This is a genomic window from Sphingobium sp. V4 (assembly GCF_029590555.1).
Lineage (GTDB): Bacteria > Pseudomonadota > Alphaproteobacteria > Sphingomonadales > Sphingomonadaceae > Sphingobium.
This window is the reverse complement of the sequence record NZ_CP081002.1, coordinates 1,169,378-1,188,259: the sequence shown is the minus strand read 5'-3', so window position 1 is coordinate 1,188,259 and position 18,882 is coordinate 1,169,378. Positions and strand designations below refer to the sequence as shown.

General features: G+C 61.1%; 14 protein-coding genes and 1 pseudogene. 6 read left to right on the top strand and 9 right to left on the bottom strand.

What is annotated here, in order from left to right:
• Positions 1–105 precede the first annotated feature (105 nt).
• Genes K3M67_RS21190 through K3M67_RS21175 form a run of 4 tightly spaced genes read right to left on the bottom strand, consistent with a single transcriptional unit; the run spans position 106 to position 5,885 of the window.
• Positions 106–654, bottom strand: coding sequence for a lytic transglycosylase domain-containing protein (locus K3M67_RS21190; RefSeq protein WP_285833342.1), 549 nt, complete (start codon positions 652–654; stop codon positions 106–108).
• Positions 638–3,583 (bottom strand): MobF family relaxase, encoded by a 2,946-nt coding sequence (mobF, locus tag K3M67_RS21185; RefSeq protein ID WP_285833341.1) that lies wholly within the window; start codon positions 3,581–3,583, stop codon positions 638–640. Before mobF ends, K3M67_RS21190 begins: the two co-directional genes overlap by 17 nt.
• A complete protein-coding gene (locus K3M67_RS21180) occupies positions 3,580–5,586 on the bottom strand; it encodes a type IV secretion system DNA-binding domain-containing protein (RefSeq protein ID WP_285833340.1) in 2,007 nt (668 codons plus the stop codon). Before K3M67_RS21180 ends, mobF begins: the two co-directional genes overlap by 4 nt.
• A complete protein-coding gene (locus tag K3M67_RS21175) occupies positions 5,583–5,885 on the bottom strand; it encodes a hypothetical protein (protein ID WP_285833339.1) in 303 nt (100 codons plus the stop codon). Before K3M67_RS21175 ends, K3M67_RS21180 begins: the two co-directional genes overlap by 4 nt.
• 535 nt (positions 5,886–6,420) lie before the next feature.
• Here K3M67_RS21175 and K3M67_RS21170 point away from each other — a divergent pair.
• Positions 6,421–7,419, top strand: a complete 999-nt coding sequence (locus K3M67_RS21170) for a tyrosine-type recombinase/integrase (RefSeq protein WP_285833338.1) — start codon at positions 6,421–6,423, stop codon at positions 7,417–7,419.
• Here K3M67_RS21170 and K3M67_RS21165 read toward each other — a convergent pair.
• From K3M67_RS21165 to K3M67_RS21150, 4 genes are all read right to left on the bottom strand, one after another.
• On the bottom strand, positions 7,353–8,594 hold the full coding sequence (locus K3M67_RS21165) for a site-specific integrase (protein WP_285833337.1): 1,242 nt from the start codon (positions 8,592–8,594) through the stop codon (positions 7,353–7,355). The genes K3M67_RS21170 and K3M67_RS21165 overlap by 67 nt on opposite strands.
• A gap of 41 nt (positions 8,595–8,635) precedes the next feature.
• Positions 8,636–9,403: a nucleotidyltransferase domain-containing protein gene (locus K3M67_RS21160; RefSeq protein ID WP_285833336.1), complete on the bottom strand. Its 768-nt coding sequence runs from the start codon at positions 9,401–9,403 to the stop codon at positions 8,636–8,638.
• 75 nt (positions 9,404–9,478) lie between these two features.
• Positions 9,479–9,682, bottom strand: coding sequence for a sigma factor-like helix-turn-helix DNA-binding protein (locus K3M67_RS21155; protein WP_285833335.1), 204 nt, complete (start codon positions 9,680–9,682; stop codon positions 9,479–9,481).
• Positions 9,669–10,571, bottom strand: coding sequence for an ArdC family protein (locus K3M67_RS21150; protein ID WP_285833334.1), 903 nt, complete (start codon positions 10,569–10,571; stop codon positions 9,669–9,671). Before K3M67_RS21150 ends, K3M67_RS21155 begins: the two co-directional genes overlap by 14 nt.
• Before the next feature lie 482 nt (positions 10,572–11,053).
• On the opposite strand from K3M67_RS21150, the gene K3M67_RS21145 reads away from it, so the two are divergent.
• The 5 genes and pseudogenes from K3M67_RS21145 to K3M67_RS21130 all read left to right on the top strand — a co-directional run bounded on the left by K3M67_RS21145 (position 11,054) and on the right by K3M67_RS21130 (position 16,627).
• A complete protein-coding gene (locus K3M67_RS21145) occupies positions 11,054–12,145 on the top strand; it encodes a Fic family protein (RefSeq protein WP_285833333.1) in 1,092 nt (363 codons plus the stop codon).
• A 91-nt stretch (positions 12,146–12,236) separates the two neighbouring features.
• The gene (locus K3M67_RS21140; protein ID WP_285833332.1) at positions 12,237–12,998 is read left to right on the top strand and encodes a hypothetical protein; all 762 of its coding nucleotides are present in this window, start codon (positions 12,237–12,239) and stop codon (positions 12,996–12,998) included.
• Positions 12,999–13,082: 84 nt separating this feature from the next.
• Positions 13,083–13,187 (top strand): annotated as a pseudogene (locus tag K3M67_RS22020) (transposase); the annotation flags it as partial.
• 1 nt (position 13,188) lies between these two features.
• The gene (locus tag K3M67_RS21135) at positions 13,189–15,738 is read left to right on the top strand and encodes an ATP-binding protein (protein ID WP_285833774.1); all 2,550 of its coding nucleotides are present in this window, start codon (positions 13,189–13,191) and stop codon (positions 15,736–15,738) included.
• A gap of 205 nt (positions 15,739–15,943) precedes the next feature.
• On the top strand, positions 15,944–16,627 hold the full coding sequence (locus K3M67_RS21130) for a hypothetical protein (protein WP_285833331.1): 684 nt from the start codon (positions 15,944–15,946) through the stop codon (positions 16,625–16,627).
• A 159-nt stretch (positions 16,628–16,786) separates the two neighbouring features.
• Here the strand turns inward: K3M67_RS21130 and ltrA are convergent, their stop codons facing one another.
• Positions 16,787–18,061 carry a group II intron reverse transcriptase/maturase gene (gene ltrA / locus K3M67_RS21125; RefSeq protein WP_285833330.1) on the bottom strand — a complete coding sequence of 425 codons (1,275 nt, stop codon included), beginning with the start codon at positions 18,059–18,061 and terminating at the stop codon, positions 16,787–16,789.
• Positions 18,062–18,882 lie beyond the last annotated feature (821 nt).

Sequence of the window (18,882 nt, the reverse complement as noted above, 5' to 3'; positions counted from 1 at the left end):
ACGCCTTTATCACTATCGATAAGACCCCATTATCGATAGTGAATTTCCGATCATGATCGTTGCCGCGAATGGCGAGTCAGCGTCGCAAAAGGGCGCGACATTTCCTTAAGACGCACTTCCAGAGCGGTACTCGCGCCGGGACGAACCGCCGTTATCGAACACATCGGCACCAAACCGCTTTCGCAGATGAACCGCGACCAGGGCCACATAGCGGCGTTGGCGTTTACCGTTCGGGCTATGGTAAATGCCCACCGCTTTCCAGTAGCTGCCGCTCGTCTTCAACGCCTCGAGAAAAATCCAGCGCGCCGCCTCGGCATTGAAGCAGGGATCAAATTGCAGCCAGCGACGAACCTCATTCTCGCGCCGCGACAGCAGCGCGGCGATCCTCGGCACCCACCAGCTGTTGATCTGCAGCGGTCCCAGGTCATGGCTTCCGTTTTTGTTGAGGATCTCTGCACCGATCCAGCCGGCTTCCTGATCACGCAAGCCCCAGAGCGTCTTTTCCAGCCAGGCCTGACCGCGTGCCGCCTGCCGGATGCATCGCTCCACTTCAGGCTCCGGCGGCCTCGCCGCTATTGCGTTTTCGACAGGTAGCGCCGCCGTCAGCGCCAGCGGGACAATACAGATCCAACGTCGATCAGTGATCCAGGCCACGGCCGCCCTCCCTTTCATTGCCGCGAGTCTGCTGCTCGCGCGCAGGAGCAGGCATGTCCCGATTTCTGTGACGGTCGCTCAGTAAAGAATGAAGATGGTGATCGAGCGCCTCGAAAACCTTTTGAGCCCGACCAGCGAGTTTGGCCGCAACGCCTTTGGGATTTGCATTGCGGGTCCAAAGCTCGCGCTCCAGTCGGCGATCGCCGCGGAAGAGTCGCTCCCTGTCCTGATCTTCCTTCAGTTGCCGGAGATGCGATCCTTGCCTGGTGGCCATTTGGTCCCGATGATCACGCTCCAGGCGCCCAAGGCCTTCAAGTCCTGACGTCTTCTCGCCCGATCGTTCTTCGAGCCTCTCGACCAGTTTTTTCGGATCCTGGGTCCAGAGCTTTACCCCATATCGGGCGCGGGTGATCGCGGTGTAGAAATTCTGCGCGTTCACCAGCGGCGACCCGACAGGCGCCAGGACATAGACCCTGTCATAGGTCTTGGACTGCGCCGAATAAACGGTTTCGCTATAGCCATGATCCCATGTCTTGTGCCGCGACAGATCGACCGTCTGCACCCGCTCGCCGCGATCCCAGCGAATCGTCGCCAGGCTGCCCTCGATCTTCTCAACCGTCCCCCGCTCCGCATTTTTGAGCTTGAGCTCTCTTGAGGCGAGGCGCCACTGGATGCGGTCGCGTTCGCTGAGGTCTCTCTTCTCGTCCATGAATACATTGACCTGCGAGGCTTTGGTCGAGCGTGGATCCCACAGATGAACGCGTCCCTGCTCATCCACCAACCGGACCAGTTGCCGACCTCGACCGTCCCGAACCACCCCTGCGACGCGATATTCACTATCCCGCCCCAGCCCCGCTCCTGTCTGATCGCGGCCGAAGGTCACCACCTGTCCGCCTGAATAAAAGCGCGCCATGCGCTTTTCCTGATCGCTCAGCCCGCCGGGTGTCAGCACCGAAAGCCGGGTCTCCTCGGTTGCGACGACGCCCTCGCGCTGCAGGACCTCCCTGATCTTGCTGTTCACGATCAGGCGCGACGCATTGTCGAGAACGAGAATGTTGGTCGCAGTGCGGCTCCTGGGGCTGAGGCGCGTCCATTCCGCGACCACATCTGCAGCGAGCGTAGCGGCATCCCCACCGCCCACCACCTTGTCGAGCCGACCAATTGAGGCTGCGTAATCCCCTGCCCGCGCATGCGCGACAGCCTGTCGCATCGCCTCGGTTTCCTGCCGGCGCGACTCGGTCAGTTCGGCCGTTTCCATGCCCAGTTTCTGCATGAGCCAGAAGGCTTTGCCCTGCTCGATGGCGCCCGTCTGCTTGTTGTCGCCAAGGAGAATGAGGCGAGCGCCAGTGGACCGGCTGATTTCCAGCACCCGCAAAGCCTGGCGGCTTCCCAACTGCCCCGCCTCGTCGAGAACCAGCACATGGTTGCCGCTGATCCCATAGCCACCGCCCGCAAGCAGGCTCGCGACCGTGCGCGACTCGATCTGCGCCTTCTCCCCCAGTTCGGCGGCGGCGGAAGATGTCGGCGCCAGGGCGATCAAGGTCTTACCCGGCAGCGCCGCATCTTTCAGCGAGCGGACGAGCGTCGACTTTCCTGCGCCCGCGACGCCGTGAAGGCCGGTAACCCGGTCATGCGAGGTCGCCATGTCCACCAGCGCCCGTTCCTGCGCCGGAGAAAGCCCCGCCTGCTCCAATATGGGAAGCAGGCGATCGGCGCTTGCCACGGGCCGACCGTCTCCGACGGCAAACGCCAAATGCATGGCGAGAGACTGCTCCAGCCGCACAGTCTGCCGGGTGGTCCGGCCCCGTGTCAGTATCTCATCCCCAGTCTGGCCACGGGTAGCGAGGAGCTTGCGCCGTTCTTCATGCGCATCGATCAGGGGCCGCAGATCCTGAAACCGGACCTCTCCGACATGGGAGGCTAGCCCCGTGGTATAGAGACGGCCAAGCGGGTTGACGGCCTCCTTCCCCTCCGATTGCCTTATCCCGAACAGAGCTGCTCGGGCGGCGTCGGCGCGGTTGACCGGGACGGAATGCTCGCCCGATCGGGCGGCGCCCTCTCTAACCGCTTCAAGCGGCTTTTCATATGGCACCAGCCGCCCGCGCCACTGGATGAGAAGCGTATCGATCCCGGTCTTCACCTTGGCGCCGCGGGTGGCATAAAAGGATTGTCGGCGCGACGCTTGACCGATCAGACCATGCTGCTGGGCATGTTCATTGATCTGCTCGGCCCGCTGCGACACCTCCTCGATGAGGGCCTTGGGAACGCCCCTGATTTCGAAAAGACCCCGGCGCGGATCGAAGTCGATCTCATAGCCAAGCTCGCGCAGGCCATGGGCAAGGTCATTGCGATAGATCTGTCCGCTGGTCATCTGCTCGGCATACATGGCGCGGGTTTCGAGACTCGCCATCGGATCGCCCGATTGCCCGTTGGTCATATTGAGGACGACGACATGGGTGTGGAGGTGAGGATCGAGTTCGCGGCTCGCATGTTCGGTGAACCGCGCCCACAGCAACCGGCCCGTCGTCTCGTGGACAATGTTGCCCTCCTCCCGTTTTCGCAGCTGGGCATGCTCTTCAAGATAGGCGAGCGTCACATCGACCGATCGCTCATGGAGCTGGACGATCCGCTCATCCCCCAAGGCGAGCGCCATCACTGACACGGATTTAGGCGCACTGATCGCAAAGTCCCAGCCGGGGTGATGCTGGAGGCCGTCGGCGCGATGACGGCCCAACTGTTGGCCTGCAACCTTGCCAGCCAGCAGGGACCGAAAGGTTTCAGGATCGACGTCGCCCGAAAGGTCGAGCTCGCTCGCCAGGGCACCGCCCCAGGACGATCGCTTCGCCTCCCCTTTCGTATAATAATCGCCGATCGCGTAGTAGCGGGCGATATTGCCGGGCGAACCCTTCAGCCGGCGCGGATGCATCATGCCGGCCTCGCATCATTACGGTCGCCCGATGCACGGCCATGTTGCCGGAGGCGAAAGCCGCTTGCACGCCCAAGGAGCTGGGGCAGGCTTCCGTCCGGGACTTCATTTTCCCCCTTCCCTGAATTGGACGAGGGGGCCGGCGCGCGGATCTCGTCATCCGCGGGCGCACTGCCCCCGTCCGCTTCGAGGTGGAGTTCGGATGCATGCGGCTTCCTCGGTCGCCGTCGCTTGGGTGGCGATCCTGAAGGTTTCGCGGGAGACTTGTCTTCCTCATCCGGGTCGAGACGAATGGGAGGCACTATACGCTCGACGAACGCGGCCGCCGGGCTCGGCAGAGCATTGTAGCTATCGGTAAAGCGGACGACGGGAAGGTTACGGCCGAACCGGAGGAAGCCGACGAGATTGGGAAGATTGGTGACCTCGGTATGCATCACCAGCGGTCGGGTCACCTGCATCCGCGAGAGGTTGACGCCATCCCGCATATCGTTGACGCCATAGGACATGCCCTCATTGGCTTCGACCTGCTCGACCTGCCCCAGATTTTCCGAAACATGCTTGGCGGTGGGCGTGTCGTTGGCGCGTAGCGCCACCCAGGTCGAGCAATAGCCGGTAATCGCCGCGGCATCCTGAATCCCATAGGTCGCTTCAAGCTGCGGGTAAGATTGGAACCCCAAAATACCGCAGCCGCCATATTTGCGCGCGCGGGCGAGAAAGTCGCTGAGCGATGGCAGTTTCTGCAGCGTCGGGAGTTCGTCGATGACGCAATAAAGGCGGCGCTTACGATCCGGCGGGAGGCTCATGATGGCGCTGATCGCGATGTCGAGCCAGACGGTCACTAGAGGCCGGAGGGAGGGAAGCTGGTCCGCCTTCACGGTGATGAAGAGCCAGCTGTCATCCTCCTCGTTCGCGACCCAGTCCCGGATCGAGAAGCCGTCGGCCGTGTCATCGAGATAGGAGAAGCTGCGCATCACCGAGGCCAGTTCAGCCCGGATACCGGCCGACGTACGGTCGCCTTCCATCGAGATGAAGGCTGCGGCATCGGTGCCTTCGGCAAAGCTTGCCAGCGTCTTCAGGGGGCTGCGCAGCACCGTTTCCAGGAGCCCGGAAACCAGCGTCCGCTCATGTCGGGCAAGCTTGCGCAGGACCGCCACCAGCGTGCCGCGGGCGGCCTTCGCCCAGAAGGGATCGCCACCTTTGTCTGGGATAGTCGACTCCGCGATCTGGTCATAATGATAGTCGCGCGGCACATCGACCCAGGGCGACCAGCAGTCGGCACGGTCGTCAAGTGGATTGAGCAGAATGTCGTGCCCCGGCCGATAGAATTTCTCGACGAAGGTGCCGGCGGTATCATAGACGATCGCCCGCTTGCCTTGCTTTCGCATGCCACCCAGCATCTGGACGATGATGTTGGTCTTGCCCGTGCCGGGTGCACCACAGATGAGGATATGCTCAGGCTCGAAGGCGTCGGGAACAGACACGCCGCCGATCGCAAAGCTGCCCTTCCGGCTGCGCCACAATTGCCGGCGCAGTTGCCGCGCGGTGCCAAAGCGCGCGCCGCGCAGGAACTGATTGGAACCAAGGCCCTTCCCCGTCCGGGTGAAATAGAACCAGGCCCAGGCCAGCATCAGGAGAGCAAAGGCGCCCGCAAGTGCCGCGCCGTACACCAGATGATGCTCCATCGCCTGCATGGTCTTCCTGGCGATGCTCGAGCCCAGTAAGGCATCGGACGTCGTCCAATATTGGCGACCCGACGGGGTCCGAAAGAGCAGCGGCGCGCCGCCAGGCACATCGCTTTTGAGCGTCGCCTCGGCGATCTTGACGGCGACGAAGCGCTGATAGTCGGTGGACTTCTCCAGCACATACCAGATGGTGCCGCCGACCCAGATGGCGATCCCCGCCAGCAGGGTCTGGAAGAAGACCTGCGTGGTCATGCGGACATTATGGACGATGGCCTGACCGCCCCTCGTCCAGGAACCCAGCGTGTCGTTCCTGAAGATGCTCACTGGAGTACCTCCTCGGGATCGAGAAGGCCCCGCTCCAGAAGCAGGGCGCGCGCATCGTCCATCCCCTTCTCGAGAATATCGGGCCGGCGCGCGCTAACTGATGCGGCAAGGATGGCGAAGACCTGGATGAGAATCGCCTGCACTTCGTCGAAGCGGCCATGATAGCCCGCCGCGTCCATGCCTTCATAGCGGTTGAGAATGTCCCGGACATAGTCGGGTATGGTCGTGCCAGCTGCCTGAGCGCCGACGACGAGACGCCCGAAGAGGGCGTCCTTGAACCTGATGGTAATTCTGGGCAAGCGCCGAACTCCTGTTCGTCGCCTGGCCAATCGTGATGAAGCGCGGACCTTATAACCGGATTTCAGCCTGATCTCAATTGATTACATGTATTCAGAGTGGCAGCCAAACGGTGTCAAGGCAGATCAAGGACTTAACTACTTGGCGGTTCGAAACGACAGCCAAAGCGTGCCGGGTGGCGTCAATCATTGCCATCAGCGTAAGACGTGTATTCGGCCGGAAACCCGCGCAAATGCTGGCGATTCGCGCCCGCAGCACCCGTGCGTACGGTGCATTACAAATTACGCCTTTCAGGCGTGCGTCTGAACATTCGCATGAGCTTGCGAATGCGCCAGATAAAAGTTCGATGCGGCGGGCAACTTGCTGATCCAGAACGGCAATTCAAAGCCGGGCGTAGATCGGGGACGGCCCTTCGCTGAGAGTGATGCCCCGCACGAATCGATGCCGCCGATAAGTTCCCCGCGTGTCTTGGGGAACATACCCCGGACGCGCTTCCACCGGCCTTCAAGGAACCGGGATTTGTGGAGCCACATTGTCATGCCCAGCGGCACGAAGATCGATTTTGATGCGATGGATATTCTCTCCATCCCCCTCCCCGCGCAGGGAGAAAAGTTACTCTACGACGCCAAGGCGAAGGGTCTCGTCCTGCGCCTCCGCGCTTCAGGTGCCCGCACCTGGATTGGCGTTGAACGGGTGGCGGCGCGATCCATCCGCACAACCCTTGGCGACGCACGACACCTACCTCTGGAAGCCGCACGCCGTCTTCTTGCCGCCGGGCCGCAGGACCGATCCACCCCCACGGACGATACCCTCTTTGGTCCTGATGCAACGATAGCGGAGGTGTTCCCCCGCTTCCTCGCTTCGGGTGAAACCGGACGCTGGAAGCCCGGCACAATCCGCAACATGAAGGCGGCTGCAACGACGCACATCCTTCCCCATTTGGGGGGGCGGAAGGTCCGCGCGCTGACCCCGGAAGAGGTGAACCGCTGGCATCTGGACATCACCGCGAAGAGCAGCGCCGTTCGCATGGCGCTGTCCACTCTTTCGGGGCTGATGCTCTACGCTGAGGACCATGGATTGCGCGAGCCGGGTTCAAACCCGTGCCGTGGCCTGCGCAAAAAACAGAAGAGCAAGCGCGGCAAAATGATGTCTCCCGATGCGGTTCGGAAGCTTTGGAGAGCGCTCGATGGATTGCAGGATCGGATGCCCGATGCCTGCGATGCGGTCCGCCTCCTGTTCCTGACCGGCGCACGGCGCAGTGAAATCCTCTCGCTCGAATGGGACCGGATAGTCGGTACCCGCGCCGTCTTGGAGGACTCTAAGACCGGCCCCCGAACGATCTGGCTGAACGCCCCTGCCCGCGACTTGCTCGCCACCCGCAAGGAAATGGCGAAGGGGCGGTTCGTGTTCCCGGCACCGAAGAGCAATGGGCCGATGAAGGTAGCGGGCCAGCGCCTGACGCAGCGCGCTCATTGTTCACCTCCCAGCCACGGCTGGCCGAGGGGCCGGAGGCTGTCGAGATCGACCTTGGCGTAGATCCGGGTCGTATCCTGCTGTTCATGGCGCAGAAGCTGGCCGATCTGGGTCAGGGTGGCACCCGATCGTAACAGGTCCGTCGCGAGGCTGTGTCGGAAGATGTGCGAACCACGTCGGCCAGGGCCGATGATGCCGGCACGCCTGATCGCCGAGCGTGCGACGGTCTGTATCCCGGGTGCCCCTTTGAACCCGGAATATGGCGCAACGGCGAGCAGGAACACCCGCCGGCTGTCAGAACGGGGACGACCATGCTGCAGATAGGCGGCAATCGCGGCGCCGACGTCATGCGGCAGCGGCATGGTGGCGATCTTCCGTCCCTTGCCCCGAACGGTGAACTGACCCGCGCGCCAATCGATATCATCAAGGCTGAGCCTCGCCACTTCGCACGCCCGCAATCCCAGCCGGGCGAGCAGCATCAGGATCGCATAATCTCTTCGACCGGCCGCAGTGCTCCGGTCGCAGCCGTCAAGGACGCGCTGAACGCCCTCGATCGGCATGAAACTCGGCAATCGCGCTTCGCCAGACCGCCGGATGGACGGGATCGCAGCCGTCAGATCGGTGGTGATGAAACCTTCGGCGTGCAGATACCGTAGGAACACCCGCAGGCGCGAGCACATGATCCTGGTGGTCGTCGATCCGCCATCCCCGGCATGCCGCTCGACATAGAGCGACACCTCGCGCCCGGACAGGCGACCAAGGTCGGCATTGGTGGTGATACCCAGTTCTTGCAGGAAGGGCCGAAGGAACCACAGGTGGCTCGCGATCGACGACGGCGCGAGGCCACGCTGGCGCGCCATGTAGCGGCTATAGGCGTCACAAAGATCTTCACGCGGATCACGCGGCGGCACCGGGCGATGCGCGATGACGTTCGCTTCGCGTAGGATGGAGAGCAACCGGACGAGTGCAAGGGCGTCCCCCCGGAATCGCGGGCGATGCCGCGCTCGCTCGGTGAGATACTGCTTGACGGTCGCTTCATGGATATCGCCGAGCCCCCGGCCGGTGGCGCCCAGCCAAAACCCGAAATCCCGAACGACGCTCAGCAGCCGATGACCTATCTCGAGACTATAGCCGCCTCGCTGAAGCCGCTCGACGTAGAGATGGGCGTGTTCTCCGAGCGGGCCTTCCATTAAGCCCCGCACCACCCGACTTCTGTTCAAATACTTGTCGGTGATCATCCTCGTTCCTCCGCGCACATGATGTGCGTGGAGACAGAAAACTATGCCGCGCGGAATCCGTCTAAACGCCTCACCGACGGGAGGAAATCTATCGCCGTCGGCATAGTTCGCAGCTCGGCATAATCTCCCTTATGCCGCGCGCGGCATAAGGGGGAGTAAAGGGTCCGGACCAGGAAAACACAGTGATACAAGCGTTCGGTGGCTTGGTGTAGAAGGAATGCGGCTTCCTTGCTCCACCCCCGTTCTACATTATCTTCCGCATTCTGACGGAAGCGATCGGCACTCTCGAACCATTCTTCGAAATAATCCCGTGTTTCCCGCAGCGCTTCGCCTGATGATAGCTGTTTCGGCTCCGCAAAAGGGTGGTTCGGCTCCTCATGCAGGACAATACCGTCCTTGAGGATGTCCATGAAGAAATAGCGACCGAGCCGGAGCTTCTCGTTTACGTCGTCCAGACTGTGATAGATCAGGCTGACCTGGGTGCGCAGCGCTCTCCCCTCGGCCAGTTCCTCTAGGAGCCGTTCTTCGGTTTTCGCCCAAAATCCTGGAATGTCGGTCAGGTCTTCATGGTCGACAACCACCAGCAGGTCATAATCCGAGAAATAGCGGCCTACAGGGTCTTCGACCCAATCGCCTCGCGCATAGCTGCCGAAGAGAATGATTTTGAGAATCTGGCCATTGCGGAAACGCGGCTGCGTCCGGTGGCGAATGGCGCGCGCGAAACCCTCGCGTATGATGTCAACAACATGGGCAAGCTCCCGACGCTTGGCCTCGGGCAGTTGCACATCGGGATCGTCGAGCCTTCTCATGATGCCGCGTAGAATCGCGACAAATCATCGCCTTGCCAAGCCCCTTCGGGCCGACAAGGCGAATGGGGCTAATTTTTAGCGCATTTCACGGGCGATAATGTGTATCGCGCGGAGCATGTGGCGCCGTACCTGCCAAAGAAACAGACCTTCTCGCCTGGCGATCTCGACATAGCTCAGACCCTCCACCTGATTTGCGATGAAGATGTCGAGCGTCCGCTTCGGCATGCGCGCGAGAGCGGCTTTCGCCTTCTCGGTTCTCTCGGGATCATACACCTTCATCGTCGCCTCCCTCTTGATCGGTGAATGCGAGGATGAAGTCGGCCGCCTTGCTTGCGAGGCTCGCGGCACGGAAGATCGCCTTGCTGTCCTCCCGCAAAACGGCCAGCCATGAACCGATATAGTCGGCGTGGCGGACGGTCGGCACTATTCCCAGCTCTGCGCAAAGGAAGGCGCTGGCCATCTCGGCGCAAAGCTCTTCCCTTGCGTAATCCGCACTGCCAAAATCCGCGCCGGTCAGCCTGTCCAATCGGCTCTGATGCCCTGTCCAGTGCCCCAGCTCATGGAAAACGGTCCGATACCAGTTTATACGATCGTGATAGGCGCTTTGGGGCGGCACGCGGACATAATCAGGACCGGGCGCGTAAAAGGCCCGTTCTCCCCCGATACGCACATCTGCGCCGCTCGCCTTGATGAGACGATGCGCCAGCGGCACAATTTCCTCGACGTCCAGCGCGACGGGTGCGGCAGTCAATTCTTCCGACAGTCCCTCGCACTGCTCGACATTGAAAACCGTGAAGCGTTTGAGAAACCCAATCTGCCGCGCCTCGCGCACCTCATCCCGCGCCCGCTCCTCCTCGCCCTTCGGCACGAACCGATCAGCATAGCAAATCGTCGCCCCCTCCTCGCCCCGCCGTACATGCCCACCCAGCGCCTGCGCCTGCCGGTAGGTCAGCCAGCGCTGCGCGCCATATCCCTTCTCAAAAAGACGCGACCACAGGATCAGCACATTTATGCCCGAATAGCAGCGCCCGGTCCCCGCATTGCGCGGCAGGCCGATAGCCGCCTTGCCGCTGTCCCACGGCTGCACCCAGGGCAAGCGCCCCTGTTCCAGTTCCGCGATGATACGATCCGTCACCTCTACGTAGAGCGACCCATGATCCTTACGCATATTCACTTCTCCCTGCCGTCACAGCACCGGCCGCCGGAAAGGCGGGGTGGGCGGCAGGAGGCGCACGGAGGGGACGGGCTATGAGCCGGGCCGCATCCGAAGGACCGGAACGCAGATGAGGAGCCGGAACGGCTTGCGGCCCGGCGGCACGGCCCCAGAGAAAGCCGACGCCCACCCCGCCATTTTGGTGGCCCCAACCAACCAAACTTCAACGCGCCCGAAGGCGCGATGGCTATCGGTGCTGCAAAACAGCACCCTGCGTCAGCGATCGTCGCCCGAAAGGGGCGAGACAGCCTCGCTGGCTCGATGCAGCGCAGCGGAACAGAGCGCGCTCCTCCGTCAGGAGGAGACGCCAAGCGTGACATCGCTCCAACGTCAAAACTTTACATGTCCAGAATGACGTAGAAAGAAAATCGAGAAATCTTTACACGTGAAACAGACGTGCTAAGGATCAGGCAGTTTCTTTACTCAAGGCGATCGACTTGCTCCGACCCAGCTACGACCTGCCCGATCTGCCGCCCCCGGAAGCGATCGAAACAGCTGCGGTTCTCAAGGCGCTGACCCGTGCCCATCGCTATCTTGCGGAACTGAAAGGACGGGCCGGGACAATCCCCAATCAAGGAATTTTAATCGACACACTCTCGCTTCAGGAAGCGAAGGCCAGCTCCGAAATCGAGAATATCGTAACCACCCAGGACGAGATATTCCAGATTAACGCCTTCCCTGAAAATCCGGGGCCACCTGCGGCAAAGGAAGTGGCTCGCTATCGCGATGCGCTCCACCATGGTTTCAATGAACAGCGCCGACTAGGCGGACTGCTGACCAACAACATGATCATCGCCATGTTTCGTATCCTCAAGGGGACTGACGGTGGTTTCCGCGAAACCCCCGGAACGGCACTTAAGAATGAGGGGACTGGCGCTGTGGTCTATGTCCCCCCACAGGATGCCAACGCGCTGCGTGATCTGATGAGCGCGCTGGAGCGCTTCATCCATGTCGAAGACTCGGAAAGTGATCTCGATCCGCTCACCCGCATGGCCATCATCCACCACCAGTTCGAAAGTATCCACCCGTTCCCCGATGGCAACGGACGGCTGGGCCGGATCATCAATGTGCTATTTCTGACCCGCTGTGGTCTGCTGGATATTCCAATCCTCTATCTCAGCCGATTCATCACGCGAAACAAGGCAGACTATTACAGGCTGTTGCAAGCTGTGCGCGACACAGGTGAATGGGAGCCTTGGTTGCTCTACATAATGCGCGGCGTCGAAGAAACCGCGATCGAAACTCTGCGTCTGGTCGAAGGCATCCGCACGCTCATGGCGGATACCAAGAAGCGGCTGCGGGAGGAACATCCGAAGCTATATTCGCAAGACCTTCTGAATAACCTTTTCCGACATCCATATACCCGAATCGAATTCGTCCAGCGGGAGCTGAACGTGTCGCGCCCCACTGCGACCAAGTATCTCGATGAGTTGGCGGAAAGTGGAATGCTCCACAAACATCGCGCTGGCAGAAATAACTACTACATTAACCAGCCGCTCATCGAACTTTTCGTGGAACGAGAAGTCTAAAATTTCAGTGAATGATTGAGATTGACATATCGGTAGGCCTACTTGATGCCTGCCATCTGTCAAATCCCTATTTTTGTTAGGTGGGGGACGTGTGCGAATCGCCTTAGTTGTAATAGCCATATACACACTTGTCTGGATATTTACAGAAGGTGGCGGCTATCTGCTGCTGCTCGCGATGCTATTTGTCGTAGCAATCTATGCTGCGGTCCCATGGGGGATTTCACGAAACCCCAAGTTGAAAATTCATCTCGATGAAGCCGAAGCGTCTTTGAAAAAAGTGAAGCCGCGTCGGACAATGCCCAACACACGCAAGGCAACAAAGGGGATCGTAAAGGCTCCTGCCAAAGGGCCGGTTGAAATGAGGGCTTCAAAATCTCCCGCTGACCACCCGATTGATGACCGGCAACAAACTATCATCGAAGCGCTGATGGCTCTGCCGGATCATATCAAGCGGCAGTCTGGGGCACTTTTCTACACTGGTGCAGACGCATTCTCTCAGCCGTCATCGATTTATGTGCTTGGGCTGAACCCTGGCGGTGATCCCGGCACGCAGGAAGCTAACACCGTCGCGAAAGCAATCACCGCATTCGAGAAGGCGCCCGGCCAATGGTCAGCCTATCAGGATGATAGCTGGGAGGGAGCAACGCCGGGGACATGGGGGATGCAGCCCCGCGTTCTGCACTTCTTCAAGATGTTGGGGTTGGATGCCCGTTCGGTCCCGGCAAGCAACGTCATTTTCGTACGCAGCACAACCGAAGGTACCCTGACCCTGGATAAAGACGAACTGATTTCCGCTTGTTGGCCCGTCCATCGGACAGTCATTCAGCGATTAGGTGTCACGACCATCATCTGAGAGGTGGCCTGGCAAAACTAAACATTGAGATAAGTGGATTTTCTGCCTGACGGTGGCCAGTATGGCTGCGAGACAGGAGCAGAGATGAGCAAGCGACCCCGCCGGAACCACAGTCCGGCATTCAAGGCGAAGGTGGCACTGGCTGCCGTGAAGGGCGAGAAGACGCTGGCCGAGTCGGCGCAGCAGTTTGGTGGTCGAGGATGGCAGCCTGCGCTTCCACATGGCGGGACTGCGCAAGCTGCTGGGCGAAGGCACCGATGGCGCGCGCTATATCGCGACACAGGTTGGGGTCGGCTATGCCTTCGTCGCCCCGGTCGCGGTGCAGGAACCGGCTGATATGGCACCGCGCGAGCAGGCCCCGGCGGCCGCTCCTGTCGCCGCCGTGCCCACACATAATATTCCGCCGCGCCTGCCGCACCTGATCGGCCGGACGGAAGATCTGGCGCTGTTGCAGGATCGGGTCGTCGACACGCCGCTTTTCACAATCGTCGGCGCCGGCGGCGTCGGCAAGACATCGCTGGCGATCGAGATCGGCCACGCCCTGGCCCCGCAGTTCGACAATCATGTCGCCTTCGTCGATTTCAGCATGCTGGAAAATCCCGGCCTGGTGCGGCCGATGATTGCCGGCGCCATGGGCCTGACCGTGCAGAGCGACGATCCGCTGGCGGTGATCCTGGGCCATGTGCGCGACCGACCCTTCCTTCTGCTGCTCGATAATTGCGAGCATCTGATCGCACCGACGGCCGAACTGGTCGAGCATATCATCGACGCCGCGCCACAGGTGCGCATCCTGGCTACCTCCCGCGAACCGCTGCGTGTGCGCGGCGAACATGTCCATCGCCTGGACGCGCTCGGCTATCCCGATGAAGGAGGCGCACTGACGCTGGCACAATTGCGCGCCTTTCCCGCGATCGAGCTGTTTCTGGAACGGGCGCGCGCGGCCGACAGCCAGTTTCGTGTCGATGAAGGCGATGCGCGCCTGATCGGGGATCTATGCGCGCGGCTGGGCGGCATGGCCCTGCCGATCGAACTGGCGGCCGTGCGCGCCGCAACCCATGGCCTGGAGGCGACGGCCCGGCAACTGGGCGAGCGGTTCAGCCTGATGTGGCCGGGGCGGCGCACCGCCCTGCCGCGTCAGCAGACATTGCAGGCGACGCTCGACTGGAGCCATGACCTCCTGTCCGATGTCGAGCGGATCGTGCTGGAGCGGCTGGCCATCTTCGTCGGCCCCTTCTCAATCGACGCCGCGCTGGCGGTGGTCGCCGATGCGCTGGTCGGCGCGGACGATATCGCGACTGCCGTCGATCAACTGGTTGCCAAGTCGCTGATCGTGCCCAATCGGATGCGAGGCGCGGGTACCTATAGCCTGCTGGAAATGACCCGTGCTCATGGGCGCCAACATCTGCTTACCCGTGGACAGGCCGAGGTTAATGCCAATGCCCAGCGCCATGCCGCCTATTATCTGGCGGAACTGGAAGCCCTGCTGGCACAGGAAGATGACGTCCTTCAGGATCAGCGCCCCTTGCGGCAGCAACTGGGCAATATCCGCAGCGCGCTCGACTGGGCCTTTGGCGAAGACGGGGATCTGCGCATCGCCGTGCGCCTTGCCGCTGCCAGTGCGCCGGTCTTCCTCAATCTCTCGCACCTGATCGAATGCCGCAACTGGTGCAGCCGGGCGCTGGCCGAAATGGTGGACAGCGAACGCGGCACCGCGATCGAGCTGGAACTGCAGGGCGCGCTCGCCATCGCGCTGATGTTCACCCGCGGCAATCGGCCGGAAGTCGGCAAGGCGCTCGATCGCGCGCTGGAAATCGCCCGGCTGCTGGAGGATCGCTGGAGCGAGCTGCGCATTCTCGGCCGACTGCACATTTTTCATGAGCGGATCGGCGAATATCAGGTCGCGATGGATCACGCCGCGCGGGCAATTCAGGTGGCCGAGGCGGTCGGCGAGGATGAAGCCATCGGCGTCGCCTATTCGCTGTCCGGCATCTCACACCATCTGGCCGGCAACCAGGTACAGGCGCGCGCCGATCTGGAAATGTCCCTGGCCCATGCTCCCCAATCGCTGCGCAGCCAGACGGTGCGCTATGGCTTCGACCATCGCAATCGCTCCATCATCGCACTGGCCCGCACGCTCTGGCTGACCGGTGATGAACAGCGGGCCAAGGCGCTGGCGCGCCAGGCCGTCGAGGAAGCCGCGACGCTCAATCATCCCGTAACGCTCTGCATCGCGCTGATCTGGTCGCTGTCGATCCATAGCTGGATGAGGGACTTTGCTGCCGCGGAAGCAACGCTCACCACCTTTGCCGACTGCGCCGAGGCCAATGCGCTCGGTCCCTATATCGCCGCCGCCAGCGGATTTGCCGGCGAGTTCGCGATCCTGCGCGGGGAAGCAGGCGGCAACGCACTAGGCGCCATCGAGCAATGCCTCGGCCGGCTGCGCACTGCCCGTTATGATCTGCTGACGACGCCTTTTTCCATCGCACTGGCCCAAGGCATGATGCTCGACACGCGTTTCACGGAGGCTGGCAATGTGATCGACGCCACCATCCGGCGATGCGAGGCAAATGGCGAACAATGCCTGATGCCCGAATTGTTGCGGATCAAGGCCAGGATCGCAATGTCGCTCCTCGACAGCACAACTGCGGCGTCCTTGCTGGATAGCGCCATCACACTCGCCCGTCGGCAAGGTGCTGCCGCATGGGAGTTGCGGACCGTCGGTGATCTGGCTTCTTCCTAACGGCTGTTGGCGGATAGGTTCGCTTGGGCGCAGGAGAGCCGGAAGCGACCTTACAAGACACTCAGCCGCCGACTTATCATCTCCAGCTACGGTCAGTCCGGTTTTCTGCGTCACCCTCCGAGACATGGCACAGTGCAGTCGCGCCACGGGAGTTAATTATACGGTTCTTGTCTCGAGGTCCCCGGCGCGGCAGAACCGTGTCACGATGATCGAGTTTCACGCCCCAACCGCTGACGCCCCGCAATTGGCGCTATCACCCCTCCATCGAGCGGCCCTGCTCACATTGCGTCATCTCGCCGAAATCGGTCCGATCGGCCTCACGCCCAACAGGGCGATAAAGCGCTACTTCGTCACCTGGGCCGCCGCAGCCTTCAATTGGCCGGGCTACACCGCCGAAGAACTTTATGCGATCAATACGGTCCTAAACGAACATGACTTCCCGCCACTAGCCATTCTGCATGATTTGCTGCTGGCCGCCAAGCTCGCCCGCCACCGAAAAGGCTTCGTACACATAACCAAGATAGGCAAGGATCTATTGGAGCATCCGGGGAGCCTATGGATTACGCTGGCCCAGCATCTGCTCCTTTCCATCGGTCACGATGACATGCTGGAAATCGAATGGGTTTCGGTCCTCAACGCCGTGAACGTGGAAGCCCATTCAGGTGTGACTGACAAGCAATTCTGCGCCAGGCTGACGGGCAGCGATGATAAGGACTATCATATAAAATCACTTGTCTATGCGCATGTCCTTCGGCCCCTTAGCTGGCTCGGCCTATTGCATGAGACCCGGCCAAGCCGGACTGAGCGTTTTTTCACGAAGACAGCACTCTGGCCCCTAACGTTGACGTTCGATGACGGCTCGCAGTTGTCGTCAGTCACGAAACATTAATTGGGTGAACTGCGGCGCCGGGAGCGGTAGAGTCAGGAAGTGGCGCGGTGTCGTGCGGCGCGCCTGTGGGGCTTGCCAGACGGTCCGTTTCCACTCCCTGCTCATCGAACCGGACGTGCAGATCTCCCGCATCCGGCTCTCGGACAAGACATCACGCCTTCACCCACGACGGGCCGCAGCCACGTTAGCCAGACGCACGAGGCCGAAGCGCTCGTATAGCTCAGGGTCGTGATAGGCTCCCTCTCGCCGTCGTCTGGTCTTGTATTTGGCGCGCAGCCACCGACGCAACCGCACCACTGCGTAGCTGTCGACAGCCCGATATGCTCTGCTCGTAGTGCCAACCGAGAAGTAGTTGGCCCATCCGCGCAGCACCCGGTTCATCTTGGCCACCAGATATGTGGTATCCTGCCATGTACGCGCTCGGTCCGTAAGCTCGTGGATCGTTGCGACCACGCGCTGTATGCTTTTCTTTGATGGCCGGTAGCCCATGTAGGCTTTGCCGGTTTTCGCGGAGTACATCCGACCGAACGTGTATCCCAGAAAGTCGAACGTCTCTTCCGGCACCTTGCAAATGCGCGTCTTGTCCTCATTCACCGTCAGCTTCAGCTTCTCCATGAGTTGCCGCATATGATCGAGCGCGGCTTCCGCCTTGCCCTTCTCACACAGGATCACGAGGTCGTCAGCATAGGTGATGAGCCGCGAGCCGAGGCGTTTCCCAAGGCCAAGCTTCCGCCATCCCAGCACGAACCGGCGCATGTAGATATTCGCCAGCAGCGGTGAGATGGGTGAACCTTGCGGAATGCTGCGCCGCCGGTCCCGCGCCTGCGTCGTTCGCTTCTTCCGGCCCTTGTCGTCCGTTTCCTCGACAGCGCATTCCAGCCAGGACTTGATTAGATGCAGCACACGCGGATCGACGATCCGACGCGACACTGATTTCATCAGTTCAAGGTGGGGGATGCTGCCGAAATAGTCGGCAAGGTCGGCGTCCACGACATCCGGTCGGCCACGGAACAGCTGCTCTTCCACCTCAACCACGGCCTGCTGGGCGTTGCGCCCAGCACGATAGGCATAGATCTCCGGTGGAAGGTCGGCTTCAAAGATCGGCTCAAGCACCAGCATCGCTGCTGTCATGCAGACCCGGTCCCGCACGGTGGAAATGCCCAGCGGCCTGAGTTTGCCGTTGGCTTTTGGTATGTAGACACGTCTGATCGGTTCCGGCCGGTACGTCTCCTCCCTGAGCGCAAGCGCCAGTTCCGCCAGCCACCGCTCGGCGCCATATTCCTCGATGTCCGCAAAATCCTGTCCATCCACGCCCGGCGCGCCCTTGTTGGAGCGACACTGGGCATAGGCATGGGCCAGAATGTCATCGCGGCTGATCTTGTCGTACAGCGCGTAGAAACGATAGCCAGCTTCTGCCTTCGCTTTCGCGTGCAACGCCTTCTGCAGTTTCTGGACGCTTTTGCCGAGTTGATAGGTTTCCCAATCTCCTGCCCCTCACCACTTGTTGCGTTCATCTTGAACTGAGGCTCCTTCCCTCCACCGGCATTACCCGACTTCCTCGGTACTACGGGCCTCTCCGCCACCCCATCGCGCCCGTCCCATCCCTCGCGGGCGTCCGGTTGCCGATCCCTCGGCACGCCATGGGGCTTCCCGTGTTGCGTGCACTTTCCTTGCGTACATGCTGTCGCCACTACCCCGGTGCAGCAGACGGGCTCAAACGTCGCTCAAACTCGCCCGTCCATATCAACCTTCCCCGTAAGGGTTAACGGGTCGGCCTGCACATCGTCCTTTTCGAGGATTGCTCAGCGTTCACTCACGTTACGGCCTGTACGCTCGCACGGTCACCTACGTGACCGTCATCCGGGGGCTTCAGACATATCGTCACCTCCATGCCTGCCCCGGTTGCTTCCGGCTGGAGCGTCGCCGGGTGGGCCTTTCACCCACTCTTATGTTCGTTTTCAAGAGCCTTCGGCATGATGATGTCCTTTCCGCCCGAGATGACGAAATCCAATTTGTGAAGCTCATGTGCAGAGTAGGGAGCAGGGCTTTCGACGACGGTTGGCATACTCTTATGCGCGGGTTGGCTACCGCATATCCGTATGTTCGTCTGGGGCTGCCTCTGTCTAGAATCGGGCATAGACTTTTAGTCCGCCACATAGTGGGTACGAGGATTCCCCACCGGGGCCCTGCTCCCAACTTTGCACATCAAGCAGATGATGACGCTGGTTCTTGCTCCTTTCTCGTGACCGTTTACC

What these genes read in the sequence shown, in the direction of transcription:
- K3M67_RS21130 (WP_285833331.1), top strand. Translation starts at nt 15,944, where the DNA reads ATGATCGAGTTTCACGCCCCAACCGCTGACGCCCCGCAATTGGCGCTA.
- K3M67_RS21170 (WP_285833338.1), top strand. Translation starts at nt 6,421, where the DNA reads ATGCCCAGCGGCACGAAGATCGATTTTGATGCGATGGATATTCTCTCC.
- K3M67_RS21160 (WP_285833336.1), bottom strand. Translation starts at nt 9,403, where the DNA reads ATGAGAAGGCTCGACGATCCCGATGTGCAACTGCCCGAGGCCAAGCGT.
- K3M67_RS21165 (WP_285833337.1), bottom strand. Translation starts at nt 8,594, where the DNA reads ATGATCACCGACAAGTATTTGAACAGAAGTCGGGTGGTGCGGGGCTTA.
- K3M67_RS21155 (WP_285833335.1), bottom strand. Translation starts at nt 9,682, where the DNA reads ATGAAGGTGTATGATCCCGAGAGAACCGAGAAGGCGAAAGCCGCTCTC.
- K3M67_RS21150 (WP_285833334.1), bottom strand. Translation starts at nt 10,571, where the DNA reads ATGCGTAAGGATCATGGGTCGCTCTACGTAGAGGTGACGGATCGTATC.
- mobF (WP_285833341.1), bottom strand. Translation starts at nt 3,583, where the DNA reads ATGATGCATCCGCGCCGGCTGAAGGGTTCGCCCGGCAATATCGCCCGC.